Origin of the sequence: Nocardia salmonicida NBRC 13393, from assembly GCF_001613085.1 — a bacterium.
In the GTDB taxonomy this organism is placed as follows: Bacteria; Actinomycetota; Actinomycetes; order Mycobacteriales; family Mycobacteriaceae; genus Nocardia; species Nocardia salmonicida.
Map to the genome: position 1 here is coordinate 1 of NZ_BDBR01000063.1, position 25,870 is coordinate 25,870.

General features: G+C 67.1%; 25 protein-coding genes and 1 tRNA gene. 11 read left to right on the plus strand and 15 right to left on the minus strand.

Going from position 1 to position 25,870, the window contains the following annotated elements:
* Window positions 1–97 precede the first annotated feature (97 nt).
* Window positions 98–1,039 carry a cobalamin biosynthesis protein gene (locus tag NS1_RS39640; protein WP_084504778.1) on the minus strand — a complete coding sequence of 314 codons (942 nt, stop codon included), beginning with the start codon at window positions 1,037–1,039 and terminating at the stop codon, window positions 98–100.
* 117 nt (window positions 1,040–1,156) lie between these two features.
* On the opposite strand from NS1_RS39640, the gene sigJ reads away from it, so the two are divergent.
* On the plus strand, window positions 1,157–2,083 hold the full coding sequence (gene sigJ, locus NS1_RS36450; protein ID WP_062992003.1) for an RNA polymerase sigma factor SigJ: 927 nt from the start codon (window positions 1,157–1,159) through the stop codon (window positions 2,081–2,083).
* 10 nt (window positions 2,084–2,093) lie between these two features.
* On the opposite strand, the gene ald is transcribed toward sigJ, so the two are convergent.
* Together ald and NS1_RS36465 are read right to left on the minus strand one after the other, a co-directional pair.
* Complete coding sequence (gene ald, locus NS1_RS36455) at window positions 2,094–3,206, minus strand: alanine dehydrogenase (RefSeq protein ID WP_062992005.1); 1,113 nt, start codon at window positions 3,204–3,206, stop codon at window positions 2,094–2,096.
* A gap of 752 nt (window positions 3,207–3,958) precedes the next feature.
* On the minus strand, window positions 3,959–4,729 hold the full coding sequence (locus NS1_RS36465) for an MBL fold metallo-hydrolase (protein WP_062992009.1): 771 nt from the start codon (window positions 4,727–4,729) through the stop codon (window positions 3,959–3,961).
* 71 nt (window positions 4,730–4,800) lie between these two features.
* On the opposite strand from NS1_RS36465, the gene NS1_RS36470 reads away from it, so the two are divergent.
* From NS1_RS36470 to NS1_RS36485, 4 genes are all read left to right on the plus strand, one after another.
* The gene (locus NS1_RS36470; protein WP_062992011.1) at window positions 4,801–5,757 is read left to right on the plus strand and encodes a GlxA family transcriptional regulator; all 957 of its coding nucleotides are present in this window, start codon (window positions 4,801–4,803) and stop codon (window positions 5,755–5,757) included.
* 8 nt (window positions 5,758–5,765) lie between these two features.
* Window positions 5,766–6,281 carry a gamma carbonic anhydrase family protein gene (locus NS1_RS36475; RefSeq protein WP_056821791.1) on the plus strand — a complete coding sequence of 172 codons (516 nt, stop codon included), beginning with the start codon at window positions 5,766–5,768 and terminating at the stop codon, window positions 6,279–6,281.
* A 117-nt stretch (window positions 6,282–6,398) separates the two neighbouring features.
* A complete protein-coding gene (locus tag NS1_RS36480; RefSeq protein WP_062992070.1) occupies window positions 6,399–6,581 on the plus strand; it encodes a hypothetical protein in 183 nt (60 codons plus the stop codon).
* Window positions 6,582–6,594: 13 nt separating this feature from the next.
* A complete protein-coding gene (locus tag NS1_RS36485; protein WP_056821144.1) occupies window positions 6,595–7,206 on the plus strand; it encodes a TetR/AcrR family transcriptional regulator in 612 nt (203 codons plus the stop codon).
* Here the strand turns inward: NS1_RS36485 and NS1_RS36490 are convergent.
* Window positions 7,174–8,934 carry an Eco57I restriction-modification methylase domain-containing protein gene (locus tag NS1_RS36490; RefSeq protein WP_062992013.1) on the minus strand — a complete coding sequence of 587 codons (1,761 nt, stop codon included), beginning with the start codon at window positions 8,932–8,934 and terminating at the stop codon, window positions 7,174–7,176. The genes NS1_RS36485 and NS1_RS36490 overlap by 33 nt on opposite strands.
* Before the next feature lie 194 nt (window positions 8,935–9,128).
* On the opposite strand from NS1_RS36490, the gene NS1_RS36495 reads away from it, so the two are divergent.
* Window positions 9,129–10,964, plus strand: coding sequence for a vWA domain-containing protein (locus NS1_RS36495; protein WP_062992016.1), 1,836 nt, complete (start codon window positions 9,129–9,131; stop codon window positions 10,962–10,964).
* Between the two features lie 114 nt (window positions 10,965–11,078).
* The gene (locus NS1_RS36500; protein ID WP_062992018.1) at window positions 11,079–11,771 is read left to right on the plus strand and encodes a nitroreductase; all 693 of its coding nucleotides are present in this window, start codon (window positions 11,079–11,081) and stop codon (window positions 11,769–11,771) included.
* A gap of 1 nt (window position 11,772) precedes the next feature.
* Here the strand turns inward: NS1_RS36500 and NS1_RS36505 are convergent, their stop codons facing one another.
* The 7 genes from NS1_RS36505 to aceE form a co-directional block, all read right to left on the minus strand.
* Window positions 11,773–12,237, minus strand: a complete 465-nt coding sequence (locus tag NS1_RS36505) for a winged helix-turn-helix transcriptional regulator (protein WP_062992020.1) — start codon at window positions 12,235–12,237, stop codon at window positions 11,773–11,775.
* Window positions 12,238–12,309: 72 nt separating this feature from the next.
* On the minus strand, window positions 12,310–13,740 hold the full coding sequence (locus NS1_RS36510; protein WP_056821154.1) for an acyl-CoA carboxylase subunit beta: 1,431 nt from the start codon (window positions 13,738–13,740) through the stop codon (window positions 12,310–12,312).
* Window positions 13,741–13,858: 118 nt separating this feature from the next.
* Complete coding sequence (locus tag NS1_RS36515; RefSeq protein ID WP_062992022.1) at window positions 13,859–15,115, minus strand: KasA/KasB family beta-ketoacyl-ACP synthase; 1,257 nt, start codon at window positions 15,113–15,115, stop codon at window positions 13,859–13,861.
* A 9-nt stretch (window positions 15,116–15,124) separates the two neighbouring features.
* Complete coding sequence (gene acpM / locus NS1_RS36520) at window positions 15,125–15,430, minus strand: meromycolate extension acyl carrier protein AcpM (RefSeq protein WP_062992023.1); 306 nt, start codon at window positions 15,428–15,430, stop codon at window positions 15,125–15,127.
* Window positions 15,431–15,511: 81 nt separating this feature from the next.
* On the minus strand, window positions 15,512–16,426 hold the full coding sequence (locus NS1_RS36525) for an ACP S-malonyltransferase (RefSeq protein ID WP_062992025.1): 915 nt from the start codon (window positions 16,424–16,426) through the stop codon (window positions 15,512–15,514).
* Between the two features lie 127 nt (window positions 16,427–16,553).
* Window positions 16,554–17,855: a PucR family transcriptional regulator gene (locus tag NS1_RS36530; RefSeq protein WP_174562713.1), complete on the minus strand. Its 1,302-nt coding sequence runs from the start codon at window positions 17,853–17,855 to the stop codon at window positions 16,554–16,556.
* A 44-nt stretch (window positions 17,856–17,899) separates the two neighbouring features.
* On the minus strand, window positions 17,900–20,782 hold the full coding sequence (gene aceE / locus NS1_RS36535; RefSeq protein WP_062992029.1) for a pyruvate dehydrogenase (acetyl-transferring), homodimeric type: 2,883 nt from the start codon (window positions 20,780–20,782) through the stop codon (window positions 17,900–17,902).
* 214 nt (window positions 20,783–20,996) lie between these two features.
* On the opposite strand from aceE, the gene NS1_RS36540 reads away from it, so the two are divergent.
* The 4 genes from NS1_RS36540 (at window position 20,997) to NS1_RS36555 (ending at window position 22,737) form a co-directional block, all read left to right on the plus strand.
* Window positions 20,997–21,545 carry an Rv2240c family protein gene (locus tag NS1_RS36540; protein WP_056821167.1) on the plus strand — a complete coding sequence of 183 codons (549 nt, stop codon included), beginning with the start codon at window positions 20,997–20,999 and terminating at the stop codon, window positions 21,543–21,545.
* Window positions 21,546–21,672: 127 nt separating this feature from the next.
* Entirely contained in the window at window positions 21,673–22,095 is a 423-nt protein-coding gene (locus NS1_RS36545) for a DUF3052 domain-containing protein (RefSeq protein ID WP_056821168.1), read from the plus strand.
* Between the two features lie 73 nt (window positions 22,096–22,168).
* A complete protein-coding gene (locus tag NS1_RS36550; protein ID WP_056821170.1) occupies window positions 22,169–22,633 on the plus strand; it encodes a peroxiredoxin in 465 nt (154 codons plus the stop codon).
* 32 nt (window positions 22,634–22,665) lie between these two features.
* A tRNA-Val gene (locus tag NS1_RS36555) sits at window positions 22,666–22,737 on the plus strand.
* A 140-nt stretch (window positions 22,738–22,877) separates the two neighbouring features.
* Here the strand turns inward: NS1_RS36555 and NS1_RS36560 are convergent.
* The 4 genes from NS1_RS36560 to NS1_RS41080 all read right to left on the minus strand — a co-directional run bounded on the left by NS1_RS36560 (window position 22,878) and on the right by NS1_RS41080 (window position 25,864).
* Complete coding sequence (locus tag NS1_RS36560) at window positions 22,878–24,671, minus strand: coiled-coil domain-containing protein (RefSeq protein ID WP_157125596.1); 1,794 nt, start codon at window positions 24,669–24,671, stop codon at window positions 22,878–22,880.
* Window positions 24,672–24,794: 123 nt separating this feature from the next.
* Window positions 24,795–25,280, minus strand: a complete 486-nt coding sequence (locus tag NS1_RS36565) for a hypothetical protein (protein ID WP_062992033.1) — start codon at window positions 25,278–25,280, stop codon at window positions 24,795–24,797.
* Window positions 25,281–25,355: 75 nt separating this feature from the next.
* Window positions 25,356–25,613 carry a hypothetical protein gene (locus tag NS1_RS36570; RefSeq protein WP_062992035.1) on the minus strand — a complete coding sequence of 86 codons (258 nt, stop codon included), beginning with the start codon at window positions 25,611–25,613 and terminating at the stop codon, window positions 25,356–25,358.
* Window positions 25,610–25,864: a hypothetical protein gene (locus NS1_RS41080; RefSeq protein WP_169812877.1), complete on the minus strand. Its 255-nt coding sequence runs from the start codon at window positions 25,862–25,864 to the stop codon at window positions 25,610–25,612. The genes NS1_RS36570 and NS1_RS41080 overlap by 4 nt, the downstream gene beginning before the upstream one ends.
* Between the last annotated feature and the right edge of the window lie 6 nt (window positions 25,865–25,870).

Consider the following 25,870-nt stretch of genomic DNA (forward strand, 5'->3'; position numbering starts at 1 on the left):
CCGGCGCCTGACCGGCGGCCCCTCAGGGCCGCGGACACGCGCGCGCCAGCGCGCCAATAAACACAGCGTCAAACCACCTGGGACTACCGAACCCAGGTCATCTCCATAACCGCCCCCGCAACAAACTGACCCCCACACCCACCACAACCGCCCCCACCTGCACACCCGCCGACACCCGCACCGCCCGCCGCAAATCCCCAGCCGTAGGCGCAGGCCCATCCCCAAGAGTCGGCCGAAGCTCAACCCCATGCCGGTACTCCGTACGCCCCCCGAGCCCGATCCCGAGAGCCCCAGCCATAGACGCTTCGACAACCCCAGCATTGGGACTCGGATGACCACCCGCATCACGTCGCCACGCCCGCAACGCCCCCGAAGAACTCCCACCGACAAGCGGCGCAAGGCCGGCAGTAAGCAACCCGGTAACGCGAGCAGGAACGAGATTGGCAACATCGTCGGTCCGAGCGGCAGCCCAACCGAACCGCTCGTACCGCTCGTTCCGGTAACCGATCATCGCGTCGAGAGTGTTGACCGCGCGATACCCGAGCACCCCCGGCACCCCCGCGACAGCACCCCACAGCAACGGAGCAACCGTCGCATCCGAGGTGTTCTCGGCAATGGATTCGAGAGCGGCGCGCGCGAGTCCATCGGCATCGAGAACCGACGGGTCACGCCCACACAGCGACGGCAACAGTTCGCGGGCACCGGCGAGATCGTCGGCCTCGAGACGGTCGGCCATAGCGAACCCGGCGCGCACAAGGCTGCGACCACCCAGCGCGGTCCACGTCGCCAACGCCGTCACCAGCACACCGCCACGCCCCCGACCGCGGGTGGCGAGCAGACCGATTCCGACGACCGAGCCGACCGCGATCACCTCGTGCACCACCCCGGCGCGACGATCATCGACGTAGGTCTTCGCTTCCAATGCCACTGCCGCCGAACCGAATCCGGCCACGGGATGCCACCGCCGCGGATCGGCGAACACCCGATCGAGCACGAACCCCAGCACCAGCCCGACCGCCGTCGATGTCGCTTTCCGCACCGGCCGAGGGTAGCGGGCGGCGGGGATGTCACACCGGCGACCACTGGTTCGTCATCACTGTGACGGCACTTCTAGACTCGCCGGGACCGAGCAAGATCAACCGAACGGGCGCACACCATGACCTCACCGCAGCCTCTCGACCAGGCCGAACTGGCCCGCCGCTTCGAGGAACATCGCCCCTACCTGCGTCGACTCGCCTACAGCACGCTCGGCAGCCTCACCGACGCCGAGGATGTGGTGCAGGACGCCTGGCTGCGCCTGCAACGACAGCTCGAAGCGGGCAAGGCCGACGAGATCGACAACCTGCGCGCCTGGCTCACCACGGTCATCGGCCGCCTCGCCCTGGACCAGCTCGGGTCCGCGCGCGCCCGTCGCGAACAGTACGTCGGCGAGTGGCTGCCGGAACCGGAAGTCACTTCCTGGGACGATCCCGCCGACCGTATCTCCCAGGACGAACGCGTCACCACCGCGCTGCTGGTGGTCCTCGAGTCGCTCTCGCCCGCCGAACGCACCGCTTTCGTGCTGCAGGATGTGTTCGGCATGACCGGCCCCGAGGTCGCCGAGGTAGTCGGACGCACGCCCGCCGCGGTCCGACAGCTCGCCTCTCGCGCCCGCAAACATGTCGAGAACGGCACGCCACGTTTTCCCGCGTCCCCGGTCGAACAGGAGAAGGTCGTCTCGGCGTTCGCGCTGGCCTGGCGTTCAGGCGATCTGAGTTCGCTGCTCGGCGTGCTCGACCAGAACGTGGTCCTCACCGCCGACGGCGGCGGCAAGGTGCCCGCCATCCGTCAGCCGGTGCGTGGCGCGGAGCTCATCGCCAAGATGCTGCTCGGCTGGTACAACACCGCGAACGGCTGGGGTCGGTCGGTGCTGGTCAACGGCATGCCCGGCCTGGTCGTCTTCGACGGCACCAATGTCGGAGTTTTCTCGTTCATCATCGACGCGGGCCGCGTCGTGGCGATCAACGTCGTCCGTAATCCCGACAAGCTCCGCGACCTCCCCACCGAGGGCAACCCGGACTGGTACCTCGGCGGCGGCGAGTAGCCCGTTCCGGTTATGCGCCGATCGAATACCCGTGCGCGGCCGCGACTTCGGCGGACAGCAGCTTGCCGTCGACAGCTGTGAGACCCGCGGCCAGACCCGGGTCCGCGGCGCATGCTCCACGCCATCCCTTGTCCGCGATCACCAGCGCGAACGGCAGGGTGGCGTTGGTGAGTGCCACGGTCGAGGTATGTGGCACCGCGCCCGGCATGTTCGCCACGCAGTAGAACAGCGAATCAGCCACGGGGAAAGTCGGATTCGCGTGCGTGGTCGGCCTGGTCGAGGCGAAGCAACCGCCCTGATCGACGGCGATGTCGACGAGGACCGAGCCGGGCCGCATCCGCGCGACGAGTTCGTCGGAGACCAATTTCGGCGCCTTGGCTCCCGGCACCAGGACCGACCCGATCACCAGATCTGCGGCGACCACGGCTTTGTCGATCTCCAATGCGTGCGAGGCGAGGGTGCCGACCCGGCCGGCGAAGCGCGCGTCGAGCACACGCAACCGCGCGAGATTCGTATCGAGCACGTTCACCCGGGCTCCCATGCCGACCGCGATACTCGCCGCGTTCGTCCCCGCGACGCCGCCGCCGAGCACCACCACGTCGGCCGGTCGCACCCCGGGCACACCACCGAGCAGCACACCACCGCCACCCATCGGCGCCATCAGGTGATAGGCCCCGACCTGCGCGCTCAGCTTGCCCGCCACCTCGCTCATCGGCGCGAGTAACGGCAGTGATCCGTCGGCCCCACGCACGGTCTCGTAGGCGATGGCGACGATCCCCGAGGACAGGATCGCGTCGGTGCATTCCTTCGACGCCGCCAGGTGCAGAAAGGTGAACAGCACCTGATCGCGGCGCATCAGCGGATATTCCTGCGCGACAGGTTCTTTCACCTTCACCACCAGATCCGATCGAGCCCAGACCTGATCGGCGTCGGCCGCGATCCGCGCACCCGTGGCGCGATAGTCGTCGTCGGCGAATCCCGACCCGACCCCGGCACCGGCCTGCACGAGCACCTCGTGCCCGCGCCCGACCAGTTCAGCGGCGCCCGCCGGCGTGAGCGCCACCCGGAACTCCTGCGCCTTGACCTCCGTCGGCACCCCGACGACTACGCCCGTTCGCGTCATCCGACAAGCCTAGGACCCGCACCAGAGCTCACCCGCCGCCTCGATCGCCTGTCGCGACCTCCCGTCTACGCCGGGGCCGCAGCCGCCGGGCTCGACGTGGTTTCCGGGGCGGTCGCCGGAGCCGTGGTGGCGGACGGCGATGTCGTTTGCTCTGTTGTCGTCACCGGAGGCGGGGTGGTGGTAGTCGGGTCCACGGTTGTCGTGACCGGCGGGGCCGTCTCGCCGCACTCGTTGTGACCACAGGTGTCTGTTCCGCACTCCGGGCCCGGCATGCACGTGTGCCCGGGCGGGAGTCCACATTCGTTGTGACCGCAGGAATCCGTTCCACACTCCGGGCCCGGCACGCAGGTGTGCCCGGGTGGAATTTCGCCCTGCGCGGGCGTGCCCGGCGCAGCCTGGGTGGGCGAGTGATAGTACGACGACTCCGGCGCCGATCCGCCGCCCGAACCCCCCGGAACAGTCGCGGCCGCAGGTGAACTCGTCGGCGACACCGATGTCGTTGCGGTCGCGGTCGCCGAGGTCTTCGACACCGAACTCGATCCCGACCCACCGGAATCGCCGCCATCCGACGAACACGCACCGACCGCGAATACGACCGAGGCCAGCAGCACACCGAGAACCACGCGAGACAGATTGCCCCTCAGTAACTTCCGCAACACGTCTTCTCCTCAGCACACGGACCCGCGCCTGCCAGGAGCAGGCGCGGGTCGACGAAAGATGTTAGATAGCAGAACTATTCAAGGAATCGCCGCTCACACCGAAAACATTTCACCCCGCACCGGAACGATCAGCTGGTGCGCGCGATCGGCGTAGGCGAAGGTGCGCTCGAGGTAATCCAGCGACTCACTGAAGTGACCCCACCCCTCCGCGTGCACGGCGACGATCACCGCGTCCCCGAGCGCCTCGGCGGCCGCGACGGCGGTGCGGGCATTCAATGTGACGTCGCTGTCGCCGAACCGCCCCACATTGGCCCCGCCGATGTTCAACACCGCGGCGTCGATGCGTCCGATCCGCTCGGCGATCCGCTCCACCAGTTCCACCGACGCGTTGTCACCGGAGACGTACACCGTGGGCTCCCCCGGCGCACGCAACACGAATCCCGTGACCACACCGCTGAACGGCTCGCACCCCTGCGGTCCGTGCAGCGCGGGTACCGCGGTGATCTCCACCGCGCCGACGGTCACCGTCTCCCACGGCACCAGACCGCGCACACCCTCGATCCGGTCCGCGGCGTCGGGGGTCGACAGGACCGTGTCGACTCGAGCGAGAAGGGCGCGACCCGCGTTGTCGAGGTTGTCGGCGTGCTGGTCGTGCGAGAGGAGCACGACATCGATCGTTCCGATCTCCTCGACCGGCACAGCGGGACCGCTGAGCTTGTGCAGGGTGATCGGACCCGGGTAGTCGCCGGGCTCGTCGAAGGTGGGATCGGTGAGCCAGGTCAGTCCGGCGTAACGGAAACGCAGGGTCGGACCGCCGATATGCAGGGCGGCGGCCAGAGCGGGGCGGGTGATCATCTCGGTCATGTGGACAACTTTCGCCGAGCGAGCCCCGTCCTGACAGTGGCCTGCAGGCCGTACACCGATAAGATCGGGCCATGACCTCGGTGGCCGTGATCGCGTTCGACGGAATCAGTCCGTTCCACTTGTCGGTGCCGACCCTGGTGTTCGGCAGATCCGGCATCGGCGTCGACAACACGTCGCCCTATGACGTGCGGGTATGCGCCGAGGAGCCCGGAACACTGTCCACGGCAGCCGGTTTCGACATCACGGTCCGACACGGCCTCGACATCGTGAGCACCGCCGATCTGGTGGTCTTTCCCGGATGGCTACGCGACCGAGGAATTTCGCCCGCGCTGAACGAGGCGGTCCACACCGCCCACGCGAACGGCGCCCGGCTGATCGGGCTGTGCCTCGGCTCCTGGGCGATCGCGGCGACCGGCCTCGCCGACGGCCGCGACGTCACCACCCATTGGGCCGCCGCCGACGCCCTCGCCCTGGCCTATCCCGCGATCAATGTGCGCGCCGACACCCTGTGGAGCGACCTGGGCGACGTGATCACCTCCGCCGGCGTCGCCGCGGCACTCGACTGCTGCCTGCACATCGTGCGCACCGACCTCGGCGCACGCGCTGCCACCGAACTGGCGCGATCGCTGGTCACCGCCCCGCACCGCAACGGTTCGCAGGCGCAGTACATCCCGATCGCGGTACCCGACGAAGACCCCGACGACCCGATCGAATGCGCGATGGCCTGGGCTCGCGCCCGCCTCGACACCGCCGTCGACCTCGACAACTGGTCCCGCGAGGCACTGATGTCGCGACGCACCTTCACCCGCCGCTTCCGCGATCGCACCGGCACCAGCCCCCAGCAGTGGCTGTTGCAGCAGCGCATCGACCATGCCCGGCTACTGCTGGAGTCGACCGACGACACCGTCGACCGCGTGGCTCGCGACACCGGTTTCGGCAGCACGGTGAGCCTGCGCCACCACTTCCACCGCATGCTCGGCACGTCGCCCGCGGCCCACCGCGCGCAGTTCCGCGGTGCGGCGCAATAATGACGTTCATGATCATCAAGGTGAGCGGGTTCACTCCCGAGATCGACGACACGGCCTGGATCGCGCCGAACGCGACCGTGATCGGCCGGGTGCGCCTCGGCGCCGAGGTCGGCGTCTGGTATTCGGCGGTCCTGCGCGGCGACCTCGAACAGATCAGCATCGGCGCACGCACCAATATCCAGGACGGCTGCGTGCTGCACGCCGACCCCGGTTTCGCCCTCACCGTAGGCACCGGCGTTTCGGTGGGCCACAACGCGATTCTGCACGGCTGCACCATCGGTGACGATGTCCTCGTCGGCATGGGTGCGACGGTGCTCAACGGCGCGGTGATCGGTGCGGGCAGCCTGATCGCGGCCAATGCGCTGATTCCCGAGGGCGCGCAGATTCCGCCCGGCTCGCTCGTGGCCGGCGTGCCCGGCAAGGTGCGTCGTGAGCTCACCCAGGCCCAGCAGGACGGGATCAAGCTCAACGCCGCGGTGTATCTGCACAATCTGACCAACCACCGTGCCGCCGAGGTGTTGTGACTAGTCACACTGAGCAAGTGACCAGTAGGTTTCCCTGATAGCATTTGTCCTGCGTATTGCGTGCCGATCATGAGAGTGGCGATCGGCAACCGGATACGCGAGGCAGGAGGTATCACGGTGGCATACATGCATTCCGGTGTGCACCGAGCGACGGGTCGGCTCAGCGTTGCCGATATCGCCGCCCAGCCCGGTGGCATCGAGGCACTACACATCCGCGTTCACGAACTCCGTTCTTCCGGAGTGCATTTCGCGGCCAATGCGATCGAGCAGGAGATGGCCGCGTTGGATCTTTCCCCATAGGGATAATGGGGTAATGCCTACTGTTTCGTCGATCCTCGCGCGGATACTCGAGAAACCCGTCACCGATGGGGAAAAGCTGCTCGACAGTGCGCTGTCGGCGTTCCTGGACTACGGGATCAAACGCACGAGCATGGGCGAGATAGCGCGGCGGGCCGGCATCAGCCCGGCCACCCTGTACCGGCGCTACGAATCCAAGAACGACCTGGTCGAAGCCGTCGGCGTGCGCGAGGCGCAGCGCTATGTGACCGATATCGACGAGCGGGTACGCGCGGTCACCGCACCCGACGAACAGCTGGTCGAGATCTTCGTCGCCTTCGTCACCACCATCGCGGGCAACGAACTGCTGCGCCGGTTGCTCAGCACCGAACCGGAGATCATCCTGCCTCGCCTCACCACCGAGGCCGGGCCGATTCTCGCCGTCGGGCGTGCGTATCTGGCCGAGAAGCTACGCGAACTACCGGTCCCCGAATTCGACCCCGATCTGGTCGCCGAGATCATGGCGAGGCTGGCCCTGTCGCTGGCGCTGACCCCGGACGGGCTCATTCCGCTCGACGACGCGGAAGCCGGGCGGGAGTTCGCGCGGCGCACCCTGCTACCGATGGTCGGTATCCGCGACCTCCCCTGACACCCCGAACGCCGCCGCCACCACCTCATCGATGCCCGAATCAGCCACCGGCACACCGTCTTCCAGCAGCGCGCGTACCCTTCGCACGACCTCACCCGCCGCCGCGCAGGCCGGATCGGGCAGCGGCAGTCGCGCTACGTACTGGGTGATCCAGCGGCGTCGGCCCGAGTACAGCCGGTTGCCGCAGACTGCATCGTAGAACCGCAGGCCCAGTGCCGAATTCGCCACGCCCATCAGCAGATATGCCAGGTCGGTGGCTGATCGGCCACTGCCGAGGTCGGTGAGCGAGATCCAGTAGCAGTCACCGTTGACGACCGCGCCCGACCGATCGAGCGCGAAGCGCGGACGTTCGCTGATGTCGGGGAACACCAATTTCGGGGCGCCCCAGAGGTGCGGGCGCTGCGGCACCCAGATCTCGAACCACTTCCGGCCACCGTCGAGGACATAGCGTCTGCCCGACAGCACCTGTTCGTGAGAGCGCAGATACGCGGCCGCACCGGGGAACTCGGCGAGATCGATCGGGGTGCGCCGTGGCTTGCGCAGATCGTAGGGATAGAGCACCCTCGTGCCACGCGCCATCGCGACTCGCCACGGTTGCAGATCATGGTGGGTGATCAATTCCCGCAGCAGCTCGGGCTCGGGCGTCGGATCCATCTGGTCCCACCGGTCCGAGATGAACACCCGATCCGCCGTGGTCTTGATCCCCACCCTGATGCGTGCCGTCTCCCCGAACGAGCGCCAGGTGCGATCGGCGATGCGGCCGAGCCAGTGATCGACCGAGGGGCGCGACATACGCCAGGCGGTGTCCCCGTGACGATCGGACCGGCCACTGTCGACCGGGTCCACCACCGCAGGGCCGGGTAACGGCCCGCCCGTCGGGACCGTTGCGATGCTCGCGGATTCGCCGGTCGCCAACACGCCGACCTCTATCGCGAACACCCGCCCGCCCTCGCGGACGAGACAGGCGTCCTCACCCGCGAGGGCGTCGAAAAGCTCGGTAGTGCAATCGGGTTCGACGCCCAGCTCCTCGTAGACCGAGACGTAGCGGCAGTCGGGTGGGCCGGTGGCGCGCAGAGCCACGGTGATCGCGGGCAGCACCGCGGCGGCGAAGAGTTTGGTGTCACCGAGGTCGTAGAGCTCCACCGGCGTCAGTTCACCGGTGAGGATCCGGCGCAGGTTCGCCCCGGCCCGCGTGGTGAGAAACCGATTGGCACAGAGCAATCCGAGCACTCCCCCGCCAGTCAACAGCCTCGGCGCGACGGCCACGAAGGGATGGGTGAGGTCGATCCGGCCGCGGAGGCCGAACTGCTTGCTCAGCAGTTGGGCAGTCGCCCCGCCCAATTGCTGGGTCCGGACATACGGCGGATTGCTGATGATCAGGTCGAAGGAGCCGTCGGCCAGATGAGCGGATGCCGCCAGGAAATCGCCCGCACGGCAGTCTATTTCGACGCCGAGCGCGGCAGCCCGCCCGGCGATTTCGTTGACAGCCTCTCGATCCAGGTCATATCCCGTGAGATGAACCGTGACATCCGGTGCGCTCGCGGCGATTTCCCGATGCACCGCCAGTAACAGCTCGCCGTCCCCGCAGGCCGGGTCGAGCACACGCAGCTCCCCGGCGCGCGGGACGTAGCGCAGCGCCCGTCGCGCCAGGAACCGCGCGAGCTCCGGTGGCGTGTAGTGCCTGCCGTGCCGTTTGCGCTCGTGCGCGTCGCGGGCCTGCAAAGCCATGCGGTCGATTGTGCCCCGGAACGGACCCGATGCGGCGCAGGCGCGAGCCAGGCCGTAGCGCGAAGGCTTCACCTGCGCATATGCCATCGAGTGTTTCAAACAGTGCTTTGCACCACTTCGGCAGGGGTAGAGCAAGAAGTGGTCGATAGGTAACGTCTGTCCGGTTTCACCCCGCTGCACCGAAGCCGAGGACGATGTCGAGACTCAGCACGCTGACCGCCGCACTCACCGCCGTAGCCCTGGCCGCGCTGCCCGCGTCTCTCCCGGTCCTCGCGCACGCCGACCCCGGGCACTACGCGCCGGCCATGTTGATCCTCGACGCCTCCGGCTCGATGGAGCGCCCCGATCAGGGCGGCACCATGATGGATTCCGCCAAGCGGGCCGTCCGTAGTTTCGTCGCCTCGGCGCCTGCCGAATCCTCGGTCGGTCTCACCACTTACGGCACCGGCACCACCAATTCCGAGGCGGACAAGGCGGCGGGCTGCCGCGACGTGCAGGTGCTGCAGCAGCCGAATACCATCGACAAGCCCGCCCTCACCGCCGCCGTCGACGGTATCCAGGCGCGAGGCTGGACTCCGATGGGCGTCGCGCTGCGCCAGGCCGTCGACGCGCTGCCCGATTCCGGGCCGCGTTCGATCGTGCTCGTCTCCGACGGTGACGACACCTGTTCGCCGCCGGACCCGTGCGAGGTCGCCAGGGAGTTGAAGCAGCAGGGCCTCGACCTGATCGTGCACTCGATCGGGTTCGCCGTCGACGACAAGGCACGTGCCCAGCTCACCTGCATGGCGCAGGCCACCGGCGGCACCTACAGCGATGCCGCCGACGGCGCGGCGCTGGAACGCATTCTGCCGCGGGTCAGTTCGGCCGCCCTGCGCAATTACCAGGCCTCCGGCACACCCATCACCGGCACCGACGAATACCGGACCGCCCCGATCGCGAAGCCCGGCCAGTACCTCGACACCGTCGGCCAGCAGCAGAAGCGGTTCTACGCGGTCGACGTGCCCGCGGGCGCCACCGCCTACTTCACCGGGATCGTCTCGTTCCCCCGGGCGAAGGGCGTTTCCACGACCGAGGACATGAACGCACTGGAACTGCGGGTCTACGGCCGCGACGGCGTGGACTGCACTATCCGCGAGCGTGAACTCGAGACCAGAGCCAGCGACGGTGTGGCGCTCACCGTCGCAACAGCTTTCAAGGGAGCGACCGAGGAACCCACCAGCGCTGATTCGGCGAAGTGCAAGGGTGCGGGTCGCTACTACTTCGAGCTGAACTGGGATCTGGTGGCCAAGGGCTCGCCCGCGCGACTGCCCTTGGAAGTACTCGTCGGCGTCGAACCCGGGGTCACCGATCCCGGACCGGCCGCGGTGAGCACCCCGGTCACCTTCACCGACCCGGCCGGGCCCGCGCAACCGGTGAGCGGTGCGGGCTCGTTCACGGCCGCCGCCACCTTGCCCGGCAGCGGCAACTTCACCGACACGCTGCAGTCGGGTGAGTACGTCTTCTATCGCGTGCGGCTCGACTGGGGGCAGGGACTGGCCTACCGCGTGCGGTTCGCCGAGACCGGCGGCGCGAACAGTACCGCCGCGTCGAATGTGGAAACCACCCTGTATTCGCCGCTCGGTCGCGCAATCGACTCCGACACCGCCGCGTACACCGGCAGGTCGAGCGCCGAACTCACGCTGGCTTCGGTGCCGGTGCGATACGCCAATCGAGAAGAGTCCGACGCGCAAGTACAGCGGGAGTCGGTGGCCGGCTGGCACTACATCGCCGTCAAACTCGGCATTCCCATGGGCGCGGACGCGATGCCGCCGACTCCGGTGCAGCTCGACGTCACCGTGTCGGGCACGGCCGAACCCGGGCCGACCTACCTCGGTGTCAGCGCGCAGGCGGCGCAAGAACAGCCTGTCGCCGTGAGCAGTCCGGCCACAGTCGCCCGGCCGTGGGCCATGTATGTCCTGATCGGGGCGGGAGCGGCGCTGGTCGTCGGCATCGGTGTCGCGATCTCGGTCGTCGCCCGTCGACGCGACTGATTTCGGCTCCGCCGACACCCGAATGCGCGGTGTCGGCGGGTTCCGCGGCGTTGACCCACCTGCTAAGTTAGTCTCAAAATGAGACTAGTTCTCCGTAGCCAAGGGAGCCGCGCGATGGCGCAGACCGACCACGACAGCGATTTCGCCACCCTGCGGCGGTTGGCCGACGAACGCTGGACCTGCCGCCAGTTCGCCCCCGAACAGGTCGACCGCGCGACGATCGAACAGCTCCTGACCCTCGCGCAGCGCACCCCTTCGTGGTGCAACACCCAACCGTGGCAGGTCGTGGTCACCACGGGCGAGGGCACCGACCGGTTCCGCAAGGAACTCCTCGACCACATCCAAACCGTCGGCACCGCACCCGATTTCGAATTTCCCGCCGCCTACGAGGGCATCTACCGCGACCGTCGTCGCACCTGCGGTTTCCAGCTCTACGACAGCGTCGGCATCGTCAAGGGCGACCACGAGAAGACCATGCGCCAGATGGTGCGCAACTTCGAGTTCTTCGACGCCCCGCACGTCGCCATCGTCACCTCCGAAGCCGACCTCGGCATCTACGGCGCCATCGACTGCGGCCTCTGGCTCGAGAACTTCCTGCTCGGCGCCCAGGCCCTCGGCCTCGGTGCCGCCCCCCAGGCAGCCCTGGCCTCCTACGCCCCCTTCATCCGCGAGTACTTCGCCATCCCCGACACCCGCAAGGTCGTGTTCGGCATCTCCTTCGGCCACCCCGACCGCGACCACCCCATCAACACCTTCCGCACCGCCCGCGCGCCTCTGGAGGACCAGATCACCTGGCATACGTCCTGAGTCAGGCGGGACGTGCGGCCGAGGTCATTCCGGGACCGGCTTCCAGCTCGATATCTCGAGCAGTGACCTCCAAGTCGCACGTGTCGCATGTCAGATGCGCGTGCGCTTCACCCGTGCAGCCGCGATGCCGGTATTCCACCGGCGGCCCGTCCGGCGCCATGTAGGTGTCGCCCCAGTCGCGGATCGCCATCAGGATCGGATAGATGGCGTGGCCTTTCTCGGTGAGGCGGTACTCCTCGTAGGCACCGTCCTCGGCCGGGCGTTTCACCAGGATCTCATGCTCGATCAGGCGCTCGAGGCGATCGTGCAACCGGCTGCGTGAGATGCCGAGCGCGCTCTGGAACGCATTGAACCGGCGCACTCCGGCGAAGCTGTACTTCAGAATCAGCAAGGTCCAGCGATCACCGAAGATCACCAGCGGCCGCGTGATCGAGCACGGGACATCTGCGAGTTCTTCATAGCGCACCCTGCCATTATGCGCGGTAACCCCTGTCGCTGGTTCGAACCAGCGACAGGGGTTACCGGAGTACGGGTCAGATCAGAGCGGGATGTTCTTGTGGTGGCTCTTGCGTGCTGGTGCCGACGCGAGGGCCGCGGCGATGATGCTGCGGGTCTTGGCGGGGTCGATGACCTCGTCGACTACGCCGATGGCTACGGCGCGTTCGACGCCACCTGCGAGCTGCTCGTGTTCGGCGGTGAGGCGCTCGTGGAGGGCTTCGCGCTCGGACTCGGGGGCGGCGGCCAGTGCCTTCTTGTGGAGGATGCCGACGGCGGCCTTGGCGCCCATGACGGCCACTTCGGAGCCGGGCCAGGCGTAGACGGCGGTGGCGCCGAGGGAACGGGCGTTCATGGCGATGTAGGCGCCGCCGTAGATCTTGCGGGTCACCAGGGTGACGCGGGGAACGCGGGCTTCGGCGAAGGCGTGCAACAGCTTCGCGCCGCGGCGGACCACGCCCTCGAGTTCCTGGCCGACGCCGGGCAGATAGCCGGGGACGTCGGTGACCACGACCAGCGGGATACCGAAGGCGTCGCACAGACGCACGAAACGTGAAGCCTTCTCGGCACTTTCGGAGTTGAGGCAGCCGCCGAGGCGCAGCGGGTTGTTGGCGAGGACGCCGACGGTGCGACCGCCGAGACGGCCGAGGCCGGTGACCATGCTGCGGGCGTAACCACCCTGGAGTTCCTCGAAGGAGGATTCGCCGTCGACGTTGTCGAGCAGCTCGTGCACGATCGGCTTCACATCGTAGGCGCGCTTGGCCGACTCCGGCAGCATCGCCTTGAGGTCGACGTCGCCGTGCTCGGCCGCGATCAGGTCGAAGTCACCCTGCTCGGCGAACATCGACACCAGCCGACGCGCGCGGTGCATGGCATCGGCCTCGTCATCGGCGGCGATGTGGCAGACGCCGGACTTCTTGAAGTGTGTGGTGGGACCACCGAGGGTCTCCATGTCGACGTTCTCGCCGGTCACCGAGCGAACCACGTCGGGTCCGGTGACGAACACGCGGCCCTCGGGCGCCATGATGACCACGTCGGTCAGCGCGGGACCGTAGGCGGCGCCACCGGCGGCGAAGCCGAGTACCACCGAGATCTGGGGCACGAGACCGGACGCGCGAACCATGGCCTCGAAGACCAGGCCTACCGCGTGCAGTGCCTCGACACCCTCGGCCAGGCGCGCGCCACCGGAGTGCCACAGCCCGACGACGGGAATGCCGGATTCGATCGCGGTGTCGATCGCGTCGACGATGTGCTTGCAGCCCTCCACGCCCATCGCGCCGCCCATGACGGTCGCGTCGGAGCAGTAGGCCACGGTACGGACCCCGTCGACCTCGCCGATCGCGGCGAGCACGCCGGAGCGGTCGCGCGGATGCAGCGGCAGGACGGTGCCGGGGTCGAAGAAACGTTGGAGCCGACCCAGTGGGTCGCGCGGATCGGTGGTGGTGTCTTGAAACGCGGGAGCAATGATGGTCATCGCGCTCACTCCTTCGAAAGAGATTGCCGCTGCGGCGGCTGCTGTGGCGAACCGCCGGTGGGGGTCGAACCATTCAGTTGGCACGACCCCCACCGGGGATCGGAATGCAGTCGGCGGCTTATGCCCGACCGAAGGCGAGCGCGACGTTGTGCCCACCGAAACCGAAGGAATTGTTGATCGCGTACTCGATTTCCTGGCGACGGGCTTCCCCGTGCACCACATCGAGATCGATCTCCGGATCCTGGTTGTCCAGGTTCAGTGTCGGCGGAACAATGCCGTCCCGGATAGCGAGCACCGTGAGGATCGACTCGAGGGCGCCGACGGCACCGATCGAGTGACCGAGTGCCGACTTCGGCGCGTACACCGAAGCGTGCTTGCCGATCGCCTTGTAGATCGCGTTCGCTTCGGCGGAGTCGCCGATGGGCGTCGCGGTCGCGTGGGCGTTGATGTGGGTGATGTCGCTCTTGGTCAGACCAGCGGTCTGCATCGCACGCGTCATCGCCCTGGCCGCACCGGTGCCCTCGGGATCGGGAGCGACCAGGTGGAAACCGTCGGACGTGATACCGGCACCCAGCAGACGAGCGTGGATGGTGGCACCGCGAGCCTTGGCGTGCTCTTCGGTCTCGATGACCATGAGCGCGCCGGCCTCACCGAAGACGAAACCGTCGCGATCCTTGTCGAAGGGACGCGAGGCGCCCTTGGGATCGTCGTTGCGGGTACTCATCGCACGCATCATGGAGAACGCCGCGATCGGCACCGAGTCGATGAAGCCCTCGACACCACCGGTGACGACGATGTCGGCGTCACCCATCACGATCATCCGCCACGCGTTGGCGATGGCCTCCGAACCCGACGAGCACGCCGAGACCGGAGTGACCACTCCCGCCCTGGCCTTCAGCTCGAGACCGACGACCGCCGACGGACCGTTCGGCATGACCATCTGAACAGCCAGCGGCGAGATCTTGCGATAGCCACCGTTCTTCAGCTTGTCGACCGAGTCGATCAGGGCGTCGCCGCCGCCGAGTCCGGTGCCGATCGCGACGCCGAGACGGTCGTTGTCGACCTCAGGGCTGCCCGCGTTCTTCCACACCTCACGACCGAGGACGGTCGCCAGGCGCTCGACATACGCCATGCGGCGGATCTCGACCCGGGTCAGCAGGGTGTCGGGGCTGACCTTCAGGTGACCGCCGATTCGCACCGGCAGGTCGTATTCCTCGATGAAGGAATCCTCGAGAACGTCGATTCCGCTCTCACCGTTGAGGAGTCCCTTCCACGTCGCATCGACATCACCAGCGATCGACGTGGTCGCCGCCATCGACGTGACGACGACGTTGGGGAAGTTCCCGTTCAAAGTACTGGGAGCAGGAGTGGTCAAAGTTCGGCCCTACTCGCCGGCGCTGTCGAACTTGGCCTTGAGCTCGGCGGCGACGTCGGAGTTCTCGGCCTCGAGCTTCTGGACGTAAGCGACGGAGTCGCCGACGGTCTTCAGGCTGGCCAGATCCTCATCGGGGATCTTGACGCCGTACTTGTCTTCCATCTGCACAGCGATCTCGACCATGGACAGCGAGTCGATGTCCAGGTCGTCGACGAAGGACTTCTCGAGGGTCACCTCGGAGGGTTCGATACCCGTAACCTCTTCGATGATCTTGCCGAGTTCTTCGACGATCTGTTCCTGGGTCAGAGCGGCCACTTTGGTGGCTCCCTTCTTGTTGCTATTTGTAGGGTTCGTGAACGGCCTGCACTTCGCTGTGCACGACCGCCGGGGGGAAAGCTAGCCCGAGGTGGTCAGTTCGACCAACGCGGGGAGGTCTTCGGGGGTCTTGAGGGCCAGATTGGGCGTGCCCTTCAGTTCCCGCTTGGCGATGCCGACCAGCGTGCCCGCGGGCGGCAACTCGACCACGGCCGAGACGGCCGCGGCGCGGATGGTCTCGTTGCACAGGTCCCAGCGCACGGGGCGAGTGACCTGAGCGGCGAGCTTTTCGATCGCGTCGGCGCCCGAGGCGACCGGTTGTCCGTCGAAGTTCGACAGCAGCGTCCGGATCGGGTCGCTAGGCGAGATCTGGGCGATGGCATCGGCGACAGCTTCCTGTGCCGGAGCCATGAAGACAGTGTGGAACGCACCGGCGACGGGCAACGCGCGGACCCGTGCCTTCTCCGGCGGGTTCGCGGCGAGCTCCGCCAGAGCTTCCAGGCGGCCCGCTGCCACGATCTGGCCTACCGCGTTGCGGTTGGCCGGGACGAGATCGAGTTCGGCGAGCCGTGCGAGCACGGTGGCTTCGTCACCACCGAGCACCGCGGACATACCGGTCGGCTCCAGCGCACAGGCCTTGGCCATCTCCCGGCCGCGGATGGCGGCGAGGGCGACTGCCTCGTCGGCGGTGATGACACCGGCGACAGCGGCCGCGGCGAATTCACCGACTGAGTGTCCCGCGACGACTGTATCCGCCGGAATCGACCCGGGGGCGATTTCGGCGAACGCGAGCAGTGCGGCGGCGACCACGAGCGGCTGCGTCACCGCGGTGTCGACGATCTCCTCGGCCGTCGCGGTGGTGCCGAGACGGACCAGGTCGAGGCCTGCGGCCTTCGACCAGAGCTCGAGGCGATCAGTCGCACCGGGAAGTGCGAGCCACGGCGTGAGCATGCCGGGTGTCTGGGACCCCTGTCCAGGGGTAAGCAACGCGATCACCCCCTAAGACAACACTGTGACCCCCACCGCATGAGATGTCGGCGCGAATGAAGGTTTCGGATCGCTTTTGTAGGGGTCCCACAAAATCCGAGGTGGGGTGTCGGGATCGACCGTTTCCCCGATCCCGTTACAGGGGGTCCTTGGCCATTGGGATGGGTGGGGTTTCTGTGACTGAGGGTGACGATTCGTTATGCGTTCGTGTCAAACGGCCCACTGTTGCTGCAATTCGGAGCACATACGCGTCCCGGGGATTCATCGGATCCCGGCCGGTGACTTCGCCGATTCGCTTGAGTCGGTACCGGACGGTATTTGGATGGACGTACAGCTGCCGAGCGCAAGTTTCTACTGCTCCGCCACAATCCAGGTACGCGTCGAGTGTGTCGGATAACGAAGATCCGGCAGCGGCCAACGGGAGCACAAGATACTCGTTCAACGCCTCTATCGCAGCTCTATCGCCCAGCAACGCGCGTTCGGGCAACAACTCCGTGGCGTGAACGGGCCTTGGCGCCCCGCGCCAGCCGACAACGGCCTCCATTCCCGCCAATGCCTCGATCGCCGACGCGTGCGCGGCGCCGAGGGTGCGCATCGTGGGGCCGATCACCACCGGACCGTCGGAGAACACCTCGGCCAGCAGATCGGTGAGGAACGGCGAGCCGATGCCCGACTCCCCCAGGTGCCCGCTGACCACCATCACCAGCCGCGCGCCCTGCACCACCGCCAGCGCGGCCCTGCCGTGTTTGGTCGCGATGGTGTGCACGGCGCCGACCGTCGACACGCCCTGGTCCAGCGGCGGTGTGCCGACCAGCACCGTGGCGGGCGCGGTGGCGTCCCAGTTCAACGTGGCGGCCCGCGAAAGCATGTCCGGACCGGTGTCGCCCCGGACCACCGCGTCGACCACCAGGGCCTCCAGGCGGGTATCCCAGGCGCCGCGCGACTCGGCGGCGCTGGCGTACACCGAGGCGGCCGCGAAGCCGAGCTCACGCCCGTATCGCAGCACCGCCTCGGTGAGCGCCACCAGCTGACGATCGTTGCGCGCCAGCGCGGGCAGCCACTGTTCGAAGAAGTCCATGGCCACCCGCACCATGTCCACGGTCTGGCGCAGCGTGAGCCGCCGCGCCAGATCCTGCGGAATCACCTGGAACGCGTCCAGGCTGAAGCGGATATCGGAATCGGGATCCTGCAACCACTCCAGGAAGTTCACGACCGCCGTCTGCACCAGCATCTGCACGCCCGCTCGCTGCGCGGCGTCCAGATCGGCGAAGAACGGCAGCCGATCCTGCATCGACCCCACCGCCTCGGTGGACAGCCGGCCCGAGAACTGCTTGACCCGCTTGAGCAGCGTGTCGGGCAGCGGATCACGGGTCTGCCGGTTCGGGGACAGAGCCCCCGTCGGCAGATAGACCTCGTGTTCGCTGGTGCCCTCGGTGATCCGACGGGGCCGCGGCGGTTTGCGCTCCACAGTCCAATAGTCCGCTACGCGAGTTCCTCTGCCGCGTCCGCACTCGGCTTCGGCGCGGCGGACACGCTGTCGATGCCGTATTTCGCGGCCGCTTCCACCGCCTTGGCCTTGTCGAACGTGCCGTCCTTGACCAGACCCTCCAGCACCGCGACCACGATCGACTGCGCGTCGACGTTGAACACCCGGCGCGCGGCCGTGCGGGTGTCGGAGAAGCCGAACCCGTCGGTGCCGAGGGTGATGTAGTCGCCGGGCACCCACTGCCGGATCTGATCGGCCACCGCGCGCATCCAGTCCGTCGCGGCGACCACCGGTCCCCGCGCGGCCGAGAGCGCCTGGGTGACATACGGCGAGCCCGAATCCGCATCGGGGTGCTTGAGCGCCGCGATCTCCTTGTCGAGCGCCTCCCGGCGGAGCTCGCCGAACGAGGTCACCGACCACACGTCCGCGGCCACACCCCACTCCTGAGCGAGGATCTCCTGTGCGCGCAACCCGTCGGGCACGGTCACGCCGGAGACGAGGATCTGGGCACGAACCTCGCCCTCACCACCGTCCTGGTACAGGTACAGACCCTTGAGCAGACCCGCCACGTCGAGATCATCGGGCTCGGCCGGCTGCTGGTAGGGCTCGTTGTACAGGGTGATGTAGTAGAAGATGTTCTCCCCGCCGAACGTGCCGACCGCGGACACCTCGGTACCGGGCAGCTGACTGGCCGGGGCCTCGCCGCCGCCGTACATCCGGCGCAGGCCATCGCGCATGATGTGCGCGATCTCGAACGAGAACGCCGGGTCATAGGTCACTACAGCGGGGTTCGACGAGGCCAGCAGCAGCGACTGCCCGTCGTTGTGCTGCAGACCCTCACCGGTGAGGGTGGTGCGGCCCGCGGTGGCGCCGAGGACGAATCCGCGCGCGAGCTGGTCGGCCGCGGCCCAGAAGCTGTCGCCGGTGCGCTGGAACCCGAACATCGAATAGAAGATGTAGAGCGGGATCATCGGCTCGCCGTGGGTGGCGTAGGAGGTGGCGACCGCGGTGAACGAGGCGGTGGAACCGGCCTCGTTGATGCCCTCGTGCAGGATCTGGCCGACCGCGCTCTCCTTGTAGGCGAGCATCAGTTCCGCGTCGACCGAGGTGTAGAGCTGGCCGTTGCGGTTGTAGATCTTCAGCGTCGGGAACCACGAGTCCATGCCGAAGGTGCGGGCCTCGTCGGGGATGATCGGCACGATGCGCTTGCCGATCTCCTTGTCGCGCAACAGTTCCTTGACCAGGCGCACCAGGGCCATGGTGGTGGCGACCTTCTGCTTGCCCGAACCCTTGCGCACCGAGCGGTAGGCCTCGTCGCCCGGTAGCTTCAGCGGCACGGCGGGCGAGCGTCGCTCCGGCACGAAACCGCCGAGCGACTTGCGCCGGGCCAGCATGTACTCGATGGCCGGATCGTTCATGCCGGGGTGATAGTACGGCGGCAGGTACGGGTCCTTCTCCAGCTCGGCATCGCTGATCGGGATGCGCTGCAGATCGCGGAAGTCCTTGAGGTCCTGCAGCGCCAGCTTCTTCATCTGATGGGTGGCGTTGCGGCCCTCGAAGTGCTTGCCGAGGGTGTAGCCCTTGATCGTCTTGGCCAGGATCACCGTCGGCTGGCCCTTGTGCGCCATCGCCGCCGAGTACGCCGCGTAGACCTTGCGGTAGTCGTGGCCGCCGCGCTTGAGATTCCAGATCTCGCTGTCGGACATGTTCTGCACCAGCGCCTTCGTGCGCGGGTCGCGGCCGAAGAAGTGGTCGCGCACGTACGCGCCGTCGTTGGCCTTGTAGGTCTGGTAATCACCGTCCGGGGTGGAGTTCATCAGGTTCACCAGCGCGCCGTCGCGGTCGGCGCCGAGCAGCGCGTCCCACTCGCGACCCCAGACCACCTTGATCACGTTCCAACCCGCGCCGCGGAAGAACGACTCCAGTTCCTGGATGATCTTGCCGTTGCCGCGCACCGGGCCGTCGAGCCGCTGCAGGTTGCAGTTGATCACGAAGGTGAGGTTGTCGAGCGCCTCGTTGGCAGCCACCTGGATCAGGCCGCGCGACTCGGGCTCGTCCATCTCGCCGTCGCCTAGGAAGGCCCAGACGTGCTGGTCGGAGGTGTCCTTGATGCCGCGATCGGTGAGGTAGTGGTTGAACCTGGCCTGGTAGATCGCGTTCATCGGGCCGAGGCCCATCGACACCGTCGGGAATTCCCAGAAGTCCGGCATCAATCGCGGGTGCGGGTAGGACGGCAGGCCCTTGCCCAGACCGCCGTGGCTGTATTCCTGACGGAATCCGTCGAGCCGGTCCGTGCTGAGGCGGCCCTCGAGGAAACCACGCGCGTAGATGCCGGGCGAGGCGTGGCCCTGGATGTAGACGTGGTCGCCGCCGCCGGGGTGATCCTTGCCGCGGAAGAAGTGGTTGAAACCCACCTCGTAGAGCGCCGCCGAGGACGCGTAGGTCGAAATATGACCGCCGACACCGATTCCGGGGCGCTGCGCGCGATGCACCATGATCGCGGCGTTCCACCGGATCCAGGCGCGGAAGCGGCGCTCGACTTCCTCGTCACCGGGGAACCACGGCTCGTTCTCGGTGGGAATCGTATTGACGTAATCAGTGGAGGTGAGCGCCGGAATCGAGACACGGCGTTCGCCGGCGCGCTCGAGCAAGCGCAACATCAGGTACCGGGCGCGGCCGGGGCCTTCGCGGTCGAGCATGTCATCGAAGGATTCCAGCCATTCGCTGGTCTCCTCGGGATCGATATCCGGTAGATACGACGCCACTCCTTCGCGGATGACCCGTACCCGTTCACCGGTGGGTTTGGTGGTGGATTCACCGCCCGCGGCGGAGGTCGCTACTGGATCGTTGGAAGCTGCAGAGTGGATCAGGTCGGTCAAATCTGCTCCTCGTGATGGGGGCTGAACTGCTTGGTCGGCGTCGCTGTCCCCGGGCCTGCCCGCTTGGTGTGCGGACCACCCGTTACGAAAGGTTCGGGTGCACCCCCATCCTTACCGAAACGGCTGCCCAGGTCATCACCTGAGCGGGAATACCATTAGGTAGGTTCTGCGGGGAATACGAGTCGCGCAGGTGAGTGAGAGGGAACGCCGAACGATGAGGGTGCTGCACGCGCGTCGGCTGGGGCTGATCTGCGCCTTTGTCGCCGTGACCGCGGGGTCGGTGATAGCCGGTTGTGCCGAACAGATCCCCGGCACACCGACGACCGACGCGGCCGAAGTGGCCGCCTACAAAACCGCGGCCGCCGCGTCGTCCTCGGCAGCCGCGTCCTCGCGCGCCGCGGCGGCGCGAGAGCGGGCGATCACCGACAACTGTGGGCAGTTCGCCACCACCACCGGCGCCGGCGTCACCGCCTACAACGACTTCGTCTCCGCGCACGACGCCAACGCCCCCGACTACGCCGTCAAGCGCGAGTCCGCGGCTACCACCCTCGACAACGCGGCGACCAAGGTCGAGTCGGGCATCGTCACCGCGGCGGGCGCGTTGCCGACCGAATTGGCCGACAAGTTCACCGCCTACGTCGTCGCGGCGCGCGAGCTGGCCGTGCAGACCAGAAAGATGACCTACAACTCACCTGTCGGCAAGCTCAACGAGGCCAGTCGCGCCATCAACCAGGCACGAACCGCAGTCCACGACGCCTGTTGAGACGGCCGATTTTGCCCTGCCGACACGCGGCATACGGTCCCAATTCATCCGATCAGCTTGCGCTGCGGCCGATAACCATGTTCGCTTGCACCTATCTTACTGTCGGAAGTTTAGGGAGGACACCACCGTGGTCGCCGCGGCGGACGCGCAGAACTACGCTCAGAAGCTTGGCATTTCTCACGGCTTGGTTGTTCAGGAATTGGGCTGGGACGAGGACACCGACGACGCATTGCGCGCCGAGATCGAGGAGGTCAGCGGCGGCGAAATGGTCGACGAAGACTCCGATGAGGTCGTCGACGCCGTCCTGCTGTGGTGGCGAGAAGGTGACGGCGATCTGGCCGACGAGCTGATGGATGCCATCAGCCCGCTGGCAGATGAAGGCTTCATCTGGGTCCTCACCCCCAAAACCGGTCAACAAGGCCATGTCGATCCGAGCGAGATCGCCGAAGCCGCACCCACGGCCGGCCTGACCCAGACATCGACCATCAGCCTCGGCAGTTGGACGGCCTCACGGCTCGTTCAGCCGAAGGCACCGTCCAAACAGCGCTGAATCCGCCGTTCGCTAGGGTCTCAGTTGGGCTCGCGAGCCCGGCTGGGACCCGACACGACGGAGGATTCGTAGTATGCCGCTAGAGGTTGGCACTCTCGCGCCGGATTTCACGCTCAAGGACCAGAACAACCAGCCCGTCACCCTGTCGGACTATCGCGGCAAGAAGAACGTGCTGCTGGTGTTCTATCCACTCGCTTTCACCGGCATCTGCCAGGGCGAGCTGTGCAAGGTCCGGGACGAGCTGCCCAAGTTCCAGAACGACGACGCCGAGATCATCGCGATCTCCGTCGGCCCTCCACCCACCCATAAGATCTGGGCCGCGGAACAGGGCTACCTGTTCCCCCTGCTGTCGGACTTCTGGCCGCACGGCGCCGTCACCCAGTCCTACGACGTCTTCAACGAGAAATCCGGCTACCCCAACCGCGGAACCTTCGTTGTCGACAAGTCCGGCTACATCACTTTCGCGGAGATGAACGGTCCCGGACAAGCCCGTGACCAGGCGGCTTGGGAGAAAGCCCTCGCCGCGCTAGATTCATAACCCGACACCGCCGGTACTCCCCGGCGGTGCCAGGGCGTATAGCTCAGCGGTAGAGCACTGGTTTTACACACCAGCGGTCGGGGGTTCGATCCCCTCTGCGCCCACATATCAAGTTGCAGGTAGAAGTCCTGCAGGAGCGGTGCAACTGCCAACCGCGCTTGCACACATGGCAGGCAGGATCGGCGCGCAATATGGGCTGCGCGTCGCGGTCGGTGACACGTTGGCCGACCTCGCCGAACCGTAACTACTTCCCGCGTCCGAGTCCCTTCTCGATCCCCTTCGACAGCCCGGGTGCTTCGCGTGCCCGTGACTTCACCTCGGGATGCAATTCCCGTTGTAGCGCTCGCTCGCGCTCCAACTCCAATCGCTTCTGCTCCAACTCTTCCCGCGACCGTGCCACAGCAGACGCGGACATCCCTCGGTCCGTCGCCTGTCGCACGTACACCAGGTTCAGGTCTACGCCCTTGTCGACCATCTGAATTTGCTTAGCGAGCGCCACCTCTGGGCTGTGCTTGTCTACCCACCGGGGACCGTCACCGACCTCGACCACGAGAGCATGAGCTTTGTCGTCCGCCCGTGCCATTCCCCGCGCTATGGCGTCGACCACCCGCGGGTCGATACCTCTCTCAGCCAGACGCTTCGCGTCCAATCGCAGAATGCTTGCCAGTTCCGGGGCCCGTTCCTCACGGGCCTTGTCTTCTAGCCGGTCCACCCCGCGAGGCTTGCCCTGCTCCAGCGCAGCCCGCTCCAGGGCTTTGTTGTGCGCGTCGACGATCCGGGCCATCAGCTCCCGGTTCTCCCGCTCACGCACCTCCCGCAACTGTGCCTCCCGCACCTGGGCCTGCTCGCGGGCTTCACGCTCGCGAACTGTCTGCTCCGCGGCCATCACATGCTCGACCGTGATTGCCTTTCCAGTTGCCTCCCGCTGTTGGGCCAGTACGAGTTCCGCGACCTCCCGGTGCATCGCCGTCGGCAACGCCAACCCTGCCAGCGCCTCCCGCTCCAGCGCCTCTCGCGCCTTGCCCTCGCGTTGCTGCACGAGGTGCGCCGCCATCCCGGACATCGCACGAGCGATCTCCGGATCAACCCCCGGCAACTCCAGTTGCTTCGCCGGGGCCTTGGTCGGCACCTGCGCACGCGCCACGTTCACCGCGGACAGGACGACCTCGCGATCCACACGTTCCAGCTGCGCCACCAAGCCCTGGTGTCGGGCCTCCCGCTGCTGGGCCTGGACCTGCTCGACGATCTGAGACTCTTTCAACCGCAGGTGAGCGGCTTCGCGGGCGATCTTGTCGCGCTCCTGGGTGATCCGGCCATCGACCTCCAGCAGATTCGCCAGCTCCAACCGGGACGCGACCAACACGCCCGAACCGATCGGTTGCCCGCGCTCCTTCGCCATCGTGATTTCGTGGGCGAACTTCTCCAACGCGCGCGGCGCGGTCTCCAGTGCGGGCGATTCCCTGACCTTCTCGATCAGATGTCCCAGTCGTTCCACAGCTTTCGCGTGCGCGATGGGGCGGCCCGCGTCGATGTACCGCCGAAACTCGCTCTCCGACAGCTCGATCACCTTGAACCTGTCGGGGTAGTCCGCCGCCAGCTTGCGCGCTTCCCGCATCACTTCCGGGGCCGGTGGGCGCGCGGCACGAACGATGTACTCGGAAACATCGCGGGTCGTACCGCTGCTGAGTAGTGCGCGTTCCTTCGCCAGTTGTTCCTGCCCTTTGGCGATGGTGATCCCACCGGCCTTGTATTCGGTGGTGTTGGTGACGATTTCACGACCGGCCTGCTTCACGACCTGCGCGGCGTCGTGTTGTCGGGCAGTATGCCCGGGGACCGGCTGTCGATACTCTTGCTGCCACCCCTTTTCCGGGGTGCGGTCGTGGAGGCGCTGGTGGCCGTAGGCCAGCATGTCGTGCAGCGTCTTCGCGTCGCCCCACAACTCGACCGCCCGTTCCCACGATGCCGGGCTGCGGATGTGTTCGAGCTGCTTGGAGGTAAGCGAGACCTGCGTGGCCGCTTCGGCGATCTTTGCCAGCACATACGCCTGGTGCCCGCGGTCACCTGCTTCGGTGAGCCCCCGGTCCGTGCGAGGAACGATGTCGCCGCGAGGCAGCTCGGGCGGCTCGGGGGTAGGGCCGGTCACAGGCCCGCCCCAGCAGGGTTACCGGTAGACGGGTGTCTCCCAGGTGACGAGCGCGTCCAGCTGCCGCGCCAGGGTGTCCGGTTCCCTGCCGAAAATAACTCGGCGGATCGACTCGGCTGGGTCGATGTACACCCCGACGCCGGGGAATTCGAGAGCTGCGCCGATCGGGTTGCCTGCGAGGATTTGCAACCACACCCATTTCCCGGCGCCGATGGCGCGCAGGTAGATATGGCCGATGGCGCGGGCAGCGAGGTCGAGATACGCCATCTCGTCGTCAGTGACCGTCTCGCCGGGGTCCGGGAACCGTGCCAGGGCTGCGTCCTCGATCGCTGCCAATCCTGCCGGTGTCCAGGGGTCGTCCAGGTCGGCGAGGTCGGGCACCAGGGTGACAAGCTGGGCGAGGTCATCGGCCTCGGCGGCAAGCCACGCCCGGAACTCGGGCGACCGCTGCTGTCGGTCGTGACGTTTGCGTTCCAGCGCGGTATACGGCTGATCGTCGCCCATGGGGTGCGCCCTTCCGGTGTGCTCGCGTCGAGTGTGATCCGGTCTGCGTGTTCAAGCGTAGCCATCGCGAACCGTTCAGTGTTCCGAGTCCCTGAGCTGAGCACCAGCCCAACGGCGGCACTCGTCCAGGTGGACAGCCACGAACCGCGCCGGTTTGTCGCAGTCGCCGTCGCGGTCCTCGGTGACGCGCCAGAGCATGTTCCAGCGGTTGGCCCACATGCCGTTCGCGAGGACGATCGGCCCGGTCATGTCGTCGGGCGTGGCTGCGCCTATCGCGGCGGCTGTGTCGGCGTGCAGCGCAGACAGTTCGCGTGCCAGGTCTTCGTCATTCACGACGCCCGCGCCCTTCCAGGTTCGAGCTGGCCGGCCGATGGGCTCGGGGACATGATCCCCTTGTCCACCAACAGCGCGAACGCGCATCGTTTCGCCGGGCACTCGTCGCGGTGGCATGGCCGATGCTGCCGCATCAGGATCCGCGCGTAGTCGACCGTGATCGGTCCGCGTGGTGCGGCATGGTTCAGGACCGGCGACGGGCGGCCCTCCGCTTCGTGCTCACTGCTGATTCGGTCGATGATTTCCTGCACCGTGAC

Bases quoted from the DNA above. Each gene is read 5' to 3' on its own strand.
- sigJ (WP_062992003.1), top strand. From the start codon at position 1,157: ATGACCTCACCGCAGCCTCTCGACCAGGCCGAACTGGCCCGCCGCTTC.
- ald (WP_062992005.1), bottom strand. From the start codon at position 3,206: ATGACGCGAACGGGCGTAGTCGTCGGGGTGCCGACGGAGGTCAAGGCG.
- NS1_RS36465 (WP_062992009.1), bottom strand. From the start codon at position 4,729: ATGACCGAGATGATCACCCGCCCCGCTCTGGCCGCCGCCCTGCATATC.
- NS1_RS36470 (WP_062992011.1), top strand. From the start codon at position 4,801: ATGACCTCGGTGGCCGTGATCGCGTTCGACGGAATCAGTCCGTTCCAC.
- NS1_RS36475 (WP_056821791.1), top strand. From the start codon at position 5,766: ATGATCATCAAGGTGAGCGGGTTCACTCCCGAGATCGACGACACGGCC.
- NS1_RS36485 (WP_056821144.1), top strand. From the start codon at position 6,595: ATGCCTACTGTTTCGTCGATCCTCGCGCGGATACTCGAGAAACCCGTC.
- NS1_RS36490 (WP_062992013.1), bottom strand. From the start codon at position 8,934: ATGGCTTTGCAGGCCCGCGACGCGCACGAGCGCAAACGGCACGGCAGG.
- NS1_RS36495 (WP_062992016.1), top strand. From the start codon at position 9,129: ATGTCGAGACTCAGCACGCTGACCGCCGCACTCACCGCCGTAGCCCTG.
- NS1_RS36500 (WP_062992018.1), top strand. From the start codon at position 11,079: ATGGCGCAGACCGACCACGACAGCGATTTCGCCACCCTGCGGCGGTTG.
- NS1_RS36510 (WP_056821154.1), bottom strand. From the start codon at position 13,740: ATGACCATCATTGCTCCCGCGTTTCAAGACACCACCACCGATCCGCGC.
- NS1_RS36540 (WP_056821167.1), top strand. From the start codon at position 20,997: ATGAGGGTGCTGCACGCGCGTCGGCTGGGGCTGATCTGCGCCTTTGTC.
- NS1_RS36550 (WP_056821170.1), top strand. From the start codon at position 22,169: ATGCCGCTAGAGGTTGGCACTCTCGCGCCGGATTTCACGCTCAAGGAC.
- NS1_RS36565 (WP_062992033.1), bottom strand. From the start codon at position 25,280: ATGGGCGACGATCAGCCGTATACCGCGCTGGAACGCAAACGTCACGAC.